The organism is Synechococcus sp. R6-10 (assembly GCF_047461815.1).
Classification (GTDB): Bacteria; Cyanobacteriota; Cyanobacteriia; order Thermostichales; family Thermostichaceae; genus Thermostichus.
Genome location: NZ_JANSHW010000377.1, coordinates 1 through 6360 on the forward strand (window position 1 = coordinate 1; position 6360 = coordinate 6360).

Below are 6360 nucleotides of genomic sequence, written 5' to 3' on the forward strand. Positions count from 1 at the left end.
CGTCAGAGACCTCGTATGGGCAAGGCGGTGGCCATTCCTCTGGATTTGCAGAAGGTGGGGGAGCGGGTCTCGGAGTGGTTGTTGTGAGTTCTCCTGGGGAGAAAGAGGTCCAAGCAAACCTAAGCGCTGGATTCTCCGGCTGGGCAAGAAACTCGAATGGGTCTCAGCTCAAACGGCAGACCGGGAGTTTGCCCAACGGCCATGACCTCTCTAGAGGGAACGCGGCTTGCGCACTTGTTCGGTTTCGGGGCGATCCTGCTGAGCTTCGGATTCCAAAAGTTGGCGGAATGCCGGCTCGTCCAGACGGTAGTCCCGCTGCTCGATCAAATCCCGGTCGGTTGAGTAAATGGTGTCCGACTCTTGCACAACTTCTTGACGGCGGAAGCGGCGGGCAAAGTTGAGTTTGCGCAGCAGCGCCTCTGTGGGATGCTGCAGATGCTCTCGCCAAAGCTGCCGGACACGATTGCGACGCTCCACTCCCTGGTTACGGATTTGCAAGGCTAGCCAGCGAACGGCGGGCACCGCCAAAAACAGCGTGCCGTAGAGGAAGAGGAAGCCGATCAACGGGTAGATGAAGGCCAAAAAAGCATTGCTGCCGGCTGCCGCTGCCACCTCCTCCCGTGCCCCATAGAGAATGGCGGCCAGAAAGAAATTGAGAACTCCCAAGCCTCCTGCCAGGGTCAGTTGACCAGGCGTGGCCCGGCTGAACACCCAAGGTTTCTCCTGCAACACCTCAGGGATCCTCTTGGGCTCACGCTCTGAGGCGGCCACCTGCAGTTCCGGAAAGCGGTAGACAATGTCCCCATCCTCGCTGACCTCCGGCTGACCGTCGAACTTGAGCAAAATGGGCAGCATGTAATCTTCGTATTCCAAGGCCGGGGATCCCGGCTCCACATCCAGATAGGGCAACACCTGTTCCGCTGCGATCACCCCCCCATTGGCACGAATCAGTTGGCCAATGAGGGCATAGCGCTCCTCCTCCAGGTTGGCATTGGGATCCCCGTCCCCAAAGAGGAAGCTGTACACCGCTTCCAGGAAGTTCAGCTCGGATTTTTGCGGCTGGCGGGGGCGCGTCCGACCGGAGTAGCTCCCATAGTAGGGGTAAGGATCCCAGAAGGGGTTGCCGATCCAAAGATTGGGGAAGTAGTAAAACCCTATCCCCCGCGACCGGCTGCGATTGTCCTGCTCGCGGCTGCTGGCCATTTGCAAGGCAATCAACGCCAGGACGATCAAGACAATTGACACCACCAGCAGGATGCCGAAGGAGATGCGCAGCCCATAGAGGAAGCCCCCCCACAACCGGCGACGCAGGGCCGCTAGCCGATCCTGCTGCTCCTTGCGCTTGAGAATGCTGCGAAAATCCGGTGGAAAAACGTAGGTAATCTCCCCCTGCCGGGAAACCTGGAGATGCCCCTCCGCCTTTTGGGCCAAATTCAGTAGCTCTTGTTTGGCCTCGTGTAAAGCTAAGCCCGTGCTGGATGCAATATCTCCCAAGGTGACCCGCAGGCCCAACTGTTCCACTGCATCCATCACCAATGTTTGGGTAGCCACTTTAAACCTCCGCTTTCCGCCCCCATTGTCGAGGAGCCTTTGGGATCCCTGGACGCAGATCCGCTCCCCTGAGCTAGACCTAGCGTCTCCTCTATTCCCAGTATCTCCCCTTAACCCCGCAGCGACGAGAATCGTTGTAGATCTCACTTCCAGAACGGTTGTACCCGCCTCTAGGGCAGCCAAGCCATCACGGCCAGCAGGGTCGAGAGGATCCCGATCAACACCCAGATGAGGGGCTTAGTGTCCAACGGGGGATCCGCTGCCCGGCGGCTGAGGGGATCCCCAGATCTTGGGGAAGGGCCTTTGCGTTGGGAGCGCCCATAGGCCAAGCGGTACTCTGGGGGATCAGCTTCCTCCAGCCGGCTGAGATCGGGAATTTCGCTCAACCACTCCGCCGGACGCCGCAGACGAGGGGCTTGCCAGATACCCAAGACATAGCGAGCCTTCTGGGCAACTTCTGGATCTGGGTTGCGCAGCAAGGTTTGGGCCAACAGGATGGCCTCCTGCGTTTCGCCAAGGGCTTCTTGGGCCAGGGCCTGCCAGAGCCGTAGCTTACCCGACTGCGGATAGCGGCTTTGGGCCTGCTTAACCTCCTCTAGCGCCTGCCGGTATTGTCCTCGCTCGAACCTCGACTGGATCAGGGCCAAGTGCTGAGACAATCTCAAGTCTTCGGGAAGCGTCATGCTCAGGATCCGCAGGTTAGCTAGACCGCCGGGAAGCCCCGTCCTCTATGCATCAGCATGAGTGCGGGAGTAGGTCACGTCAGCTTCTGTTCTACCCCAAACCCCACCAGCAACAGCTCCTGCAAAGGCCGACCCTGAGGGGGACGTTGGTAGGTAAGGATCTGCCGCAGGCGCAGGCGCGGATTCAGTAGAGTGATGGTATCTACAGCAACCACACGAGTGTAGGTGGTGGTCATCACCAGTTGCAGGGATCCGGGATCAAACCGGAAAGCCGCCACCATCGGGCGATCTTCCTCGTAGGCCCGATCCCGCAGGTAGTCTCCCTGCAGCCCCAGGGGGGTTTCCTGCCGAGGGACGAACAGCATGTTCAGCTCTTGCCCGGCCTCCTCCCCCGTTTCGGAAACGGTCTCAAAAGCCAAGTGAAAGCCCAAAAAACCATCCACGTTGTGGTTGGGGTAGTTGTTGTCGGCGAGCACCTTGTGCTTGAGCTCAGGGGTGAGGGTGCGAATGGTGAACTCGGTGCGGGAGCGCTCCACCTCGCCACGGTCTAGGTAATGGTAGGTGCGCTCTGTGCGCCAAGCTCCAATGCAGCAGTTGAAAAAGTGGTGAAATTGCTGGATAGCGTTCATGCGGGCGGGAGCGGACAGAGTCAGAAACCGGCGCTGGAGCCGAGAAGTGGCCCAGAAAACCCTGCCTCTGATCCTAAAACGAATTGAAAACAAACAGGAATCCAAATCCTAATGCCAACGATTGAGATCTGGGTCTGGAGCGGGATCTCCTCCCTCACCCGCTTTTGGCCACCGGGATCCCTTGGGTCTGCCCCAACAACTCCAAGGCTCGCTGCAGCTGGATGTCCTCCGGCCCGGCCAAGGTTTCTGCCGTCAGGGGAATGGATCCCTCCGCCACCACCACATCGGGCTGGATCCCCTGGCGATGGATGTCGTGGCCGCTGGGGGTAAGGTACTTGGCCGTGGTCACCGCTAGCCCCGAGCCATCCGCCAGCTCCAGCAGGGATTGAATCAGACCCTTGCCAAAGGTGCGCGTTCCTACCAGTTGGGCTCGCCCACTATCCTGAAGTGCCCCGGCCAACACTTCACTGGCACTGGCGCTGCCCTGATTTACCAGGACCACCAGCGGCGCCTCTGTGAGCACCTCGCCGGTGGCGGGAATGCTGTCCTGAATGCCGTGGCGATCCGTCACCAGCACAATGTTGCCCTTGGGGATCCAGAAGCGAGCGATCTCGATAGCCGCCTGCAAGAGTCCCCCCGGATTGTTGCGCAAATCGAGAATGTAGCCCCGCACCCCTTGAGCTTCTGCGGTTCGAATGGCTTGGCGGACTTGAGCGGCAGCATTGCCGTTGAACTGGCTGAGGCGAATGTAGGCCACCGATCCCTGAGGCAGCTCAAAAAAACGGGTGCGCACGGGGTTGATGGTGATCGATTGGCGTACCAGCTCCACCTCCCAAATGCGATCCTGCCGCCTCAGCTTCAAGGTAACCGGCGTGCCGCTGCGCCCCCGCATCCGCTCGGCCACTTCGTCCAGGCTCAGCCCCGCCACCGGCACCCGATCCACCGCCAAAATCTCATCCTGGGGTTGGATCCCGGCCTGCTCGGCAGGAGTGCCTTCCATGGGGGCAATCACCCGCACCGCCCCCTGCTCATCGATGGCAATCTGCAAGCCGACACCGCTCAGCTCGCCGGCTGTGGAGGTCTGCAGGCTGAGGTAGTGCTCTTTATCCAGAAAGCGAGTAAAGGGATCCCCCAGAGTGGCCAACATCTCCTCAATGGCCTGATAGGTCTGCTTGCGCTCCTTTAAGGGCCGGGAGAGAAACCGTTGCCGCACCTGCCACCAGTTTTGCCCGTTAAACCCCGGATCCACATAGGCCCGATCCACATAGGCCCAAGCCTGCGCCAGCAGTTGCTGCTCTTCTCCCCAACGGCTGGCCTGCACCGGACAGGGGCCTATGGCCAAACTCGCCCAGAGCAAACACCCAAGCAAGACAAGGCGGATCCCCCACCCTCTCCAGCGGATCCCTGTGTATCTCGGCTTCTGCACAACCATCGATCCCAAAAAACATTAAGAAACATGAACAAAACGCAATATCAAAAGCTCGTCTGGCCTACTGGGATCAAGATCTTGGTTCCCAAGCTGAGCCCGGCGCCAGGATAGTGTTAAAAGATTGTGTTACATTGCTGAGAAGAGTGGGCTTGCCCCGCCCTCGAGAGCCAACTTCAAAAAATGCAGACATTATGAGCAAAGTTTACGACTGGTTGGACGAGCGGCTGGAGATTACGCCTTTCGTCGACGACGCAACGGGAAAATTCATTCCGCCTCACGTTAACATCTTCTACTGCCTCGGCGGGGTGACGCTGGTGTGTTTCTTAATTCAGTTTGCCACCGGCTTCGCCATGACGTTTTACTATCGTCCGACGGTGGCCGAGGCTTTTGAGTCGGTGAACTACATCATGACCCAGGTGAACTTCGGCTGGCTGCTGCGCTCCATCCACCGTTGGAGTGCCTCCATGATGGTGCTGATGATGATCCTACACACCTTCCGGGTTTACCTGACGGGGGGATTCAAGAAGCCCCGCGAGCTGACCTGGGTAACCGGTGTAATCTTGGCGGTGCTGACCGTCTCCTTTGGCGTTACCGGCTACTCCCTGCCCTGGGATCAGGTGGGCTACTGGGCAGTCAAGATCGTCTCAGGTGTGCCCAGTGCCATTCCGGTGGTGGGCGACTTGTTGGTGCAACTGATCCGGGGTGGCGAAGCGGTTGGTCAAGCTACCCTGACTCGCTTCTACAGCTTGCACACTTTCGTGCTACCCTGGCTGACCGCAGTCTTTATGACCATGCACTTTTTGATGATCCGCCGCCAAGGCATTTCTGGGCCTTTGTGAGCAAGGTTTGACTCCCAGACGCCTTTGACTTTCCTGGTAACTGGGATCTTTACCTGCCACTTTTTCAGAACTTTTGTCCCTAGATAAGGAGAACTCCCATGGCCGTCTCAAAACAGGTGATAGCGACCGAGGCCATTACCCGCAAGGTTGATCTAGACAACCCCAAAGTTGTAGCCAAGCTGAAGAAAAACATGGGCCACATGACCTATGGTGAGCCCGCTTGGCCCAACGATTTGCTCTTTATGTTTCCGGTGGTGATCCTGGGCACTATTGGAGTGATCGTTGGCCTGTCAGTCATGGATCCGGCAGGTGTAGGGGAGCCGGCGGATCCCTTTGCTACGCCTCTGGAAATTCTGCCGGAATGGTATCTCTACCCCGCCTTCCACATCCTGCGGATTGCTCCCAACAAGCTGTTGGGAATTGCTCTGATGTCTGCCATTCCTGTGGGTCTCTTGTTTGTGCCCTTCATCGAAAACGTCAACAAGTTCCAAAACCCCTTGCGCCGCCCAGTGGCGACAACGGTGTTCCTGATCGGCACCTTGGTCACCCTCTACCTGGGCATAGGTGCCACCTTGCCCTTGGATAAGTGGGTCACCTTGGGCTTGTTCTAAAAGAACATCTGGGACTCCCGCTTGATGGGTTGATCGTCATCATCACCATCAGAGTGCAGCAGGTCGGTGGCCAGGCTGCACTTTGTTATTTGGAGAGCTTTTTAGAGGAGTTGTCTGCAAACCTGTGTGCCAAGGGATGGGCAAGTCCGCCGAAATGGTAGTATCTCTACGCCCTCATCTTCAGCTTGACCGCTCATGAGCACTTCTTCTTCAACTGCTCGAACCTATCGGATCACAGCCCTTGCCGGAGATGGCATCGGCCCCGAAATCATGCGGGTGGGACGGGCCGTTTTGGATGCAGTTGCTCGGCAGATGGGATTTGCTCTTCAGTGGCAAGAGGGCCTGATCGGCGGGGCCGCCTACGACCAGACCGGGGATCCCTTGCCGGCAGAAACCCTGAAAATGGCTCAAGAGAGCGATGCCGTTTATCTGGCTGCTGTCGGCGACTTCAAGTACGACGCTCTGCCTCCTGAGAAACGCCCAGAACGGGCCTTGTTGGGTTTGAGGGCGGGGCTGGGGCTGTTTGCCAACTTGCGTCCGGTGAAGGTCTTCCCTCAACTGGTGGGGGCCTCCTCCCTGAAGCCAGAGGTGATCTCGGGGATCGACCTGGTGGTAGTG

At 58.4% G+C, this 6360-nt stretch carries 8 protein-coding genes; 4 read left to right on the forward strand and 4 right to left on the reverse strand.

Going from position 1 to position 6360, the window contains the following annotated elements:
* Positions 1-87: DUF3067 family protein (locus NW837_RS10635; protein WP_414331385.1), on the forward strand; the 87-nt coding region annotated here is incomplete at its 5' end.
* 123 nt (positions 88-210) lie between these two features.
* On the opposite strand, the gene NW837_RS10640 is transcribed toward NW837_RS10635, so the two are convergent.
* The 4 genes from NW837_RS10640 to NW837_RS10655 form a co-directional block, all read right to left on the reverse strand.
* Positions 211-1551 carry a hypothetical protein gene (locus NW837_RS10640; protein ID WP_414331373.1) on the reverse strand — a complete coding sequence of 447 codons (1341 nt, stop codon included), beginning with the start codon at positions 1549-1551 and terminating at the stop codon, positions 211-213.
* 170 nt (positions 1552-1721) lie between these two features.
* Positions 1722-2234 (reverse strand): tetratricopeptide repeat protein, encoded by a 513-nt coding sequence (locus NW837_RS10645; RefSeq protein ID WP_414331376.1) that lies wholly within the window; start codon positions 2232-2234, stop codon positions 1722-1724.
* Between the two features lie 74 nt (positions 2235-2308).
* On the reverse strand, positions 2309-2863 hold the full coding sequence (locus tag NW837_RS10650; RefSeq protein WP_414331378.1) for a phycobiliprotein lyase: 555 nt from the start codon (positions 2861-2863) through the stop codon (positions 2309-2311).
* Positions 2864-3017: 154 nt separating this feature from the next.
* The gene (locus NW837_RS10655; RefSeq protein WP_414331381.1) at positions 3018-4295 is read right to left on the reverse strand and encodes a S41 family peptidase; all 1278 of its coding nucleotides are present in this window, start codon (positions 4293-4295) and stop codon (positions 3018-3020) included.
* A 188-nt stretch (positions 4296-4483) separates the two neighbouring features.
* Here NW837_RS10655 and petB point away from each other — a divergent pair, with 188 nt between their 5' ends.
* From petB to NW837_RS10670, 3 genes are all read left to right on the forward strand, one after another.
* The gene (gene petB / locus NW837_RS10660) at positions 4484-5131 is read left to right on the forward strand and encodes a cytochrome b6 (protein WP_041436518.1); all 648 of its coding nucleotides are present in this window, start codon (positions 4484-4486) and stop codon (positions 5129-5131) included.
* Between the two features lie 98 nt (positions 5132-5229).
* The gene (petD, locus tag NW837_RS10665) at positions 5230-5742 is read left to right on the forward strand and encodes a cytochrome b6-f complex subunit IV (RefSeq protein ID WP_011433236.1); all 513 of its coding nucleotides are present in this window, start codon (positions 5230-5232) and stop codon (positions 5740-5742) included.
* A 195-nt stretch (positions 5743-5937) separates the two neighbouring features.
* The coding region (locus tag NW837_RS10670) for an isocitrate/isopropylmalate family dehydrogenase (protein ID WP_414331383.1) at positions 5938-6360 on the forward strand (423 nt) is incomplete at its 3' end.

Excerpts from the sequence above, each read along its gene's own strand:
- NW837_RS10645 (WP_414331376.1), bottom strand. The coding sequence starts at position 2,234 with ATGACGCTTCCCGAAGACTTGAGATTGTCTCAGCACTTGGCCCTGATC.
- NW837_RS10650 (WP_414331378.1), bottom strand. The coding sequence starts at position 2,863 with ATGAACGCTATCCAGCAATTTCACCACTTTTTCAACTGCTGCATTGGA.
- NW837_RS10655 (WP_414331381.1), bottom strand. The coding sequence starts at position 4,295 with ATGGTTGTGCAGAAGCCGAGATACACAGGGATCCGCTGGAGAGGGTGG.
- petB (WP_041436518.1), top strand. The coding sequence starts at position 4,484 with ATGAGCAAAGTTTACGACTGGTTGGACGAGCGGCTGGAGATTACGCCT.
- petD (WP_011433236.1), top strand. The coding sequence starts at position 5,230 with ATGGCCGTCTCAAAACAGGTGATAGCGACCGAGGCCATTACCCGCAAG.